At 36.6% G+C, this 702-nt stretch carries 1 protein-coding gene; it reads right to left on the bottom strand.

All coding sequences use genetic code 11. From position 1 onward, the window contains the following. Positions 1 to 688: COG3942 and LysM peptidoglycan-binding domain-containing protein (locus IDG60_RS18590; RefSeq protein WP_206161045.1), on the bottom strand; the 688-nt coding region annotated here is incomplete at its 3' end. Between the last annotated feature and the right edge of the window lie 14 nt (positions 689 to 702).

Here is a 702-nt window from a genome sequence, read left to right as displayed (position 1 = left end):
GGAAAATAGCGCCAACTTCTGGTGTTTTATCTACTTTAAATCCTGCAACTTTTGCTGCGTAATTCCAGTTATTTGCATTGCCCCATAAACTTCCTATACTTCTACCTAATTGTGCACGACGATCGAAAGCATAATATGTGCAGTTTCCATAAGCATATAAGTTCCCTCTGTTAGCAACTGATTTATTGTAGTTATGTGCAACAGGTACAGTTGGTACTGATTTTTGTACTTGAGCAGGTTTGTATGCTACATTAACTGTCTTAGCTACTGCTTGCTTAGGTGCTTGCTTAACTACTACTTTTTTAGACGCTTGTTGTACAGGTTGTTTTACTACCTTTTTAGCTTGGCTTGCTTTTCTTACTGGTGTTTTAACCGCTTTAGTTTGTTTCACTTTATTTTGAGGCACAAGTGAAATCACGTCACCAGGAAAAATTAAAGGTGTTACACCAGGATTGTATGAATATAATTGATTCAACGTTAAGTGATGCTCTAATGCAATCTTATATAATGAATCGCCAGCAACTACTGTATAAGTTGTCGGTGATTGCGTTTGTGCTTGAACATTTGATACATAATTATGTTGAACAGGTGTTTTTACTTGTGTGCCATGTTGTTGTGCATGTGCTGCATTATTTAAAGCTAAAAAAGCTAACACTGACGAAACCGTCACTGTAAGAGTTTTTTTCATCTTGCTGTCATTCC

The organism is Staphylococcus sp. EG-SA-2, assembly GCF_017152085.1.
The sequence above is the reverse complement of the archived record's forward strand: the minus strand, read 5'-3'. Positions and strand labels throughout refer to the sequence as shown.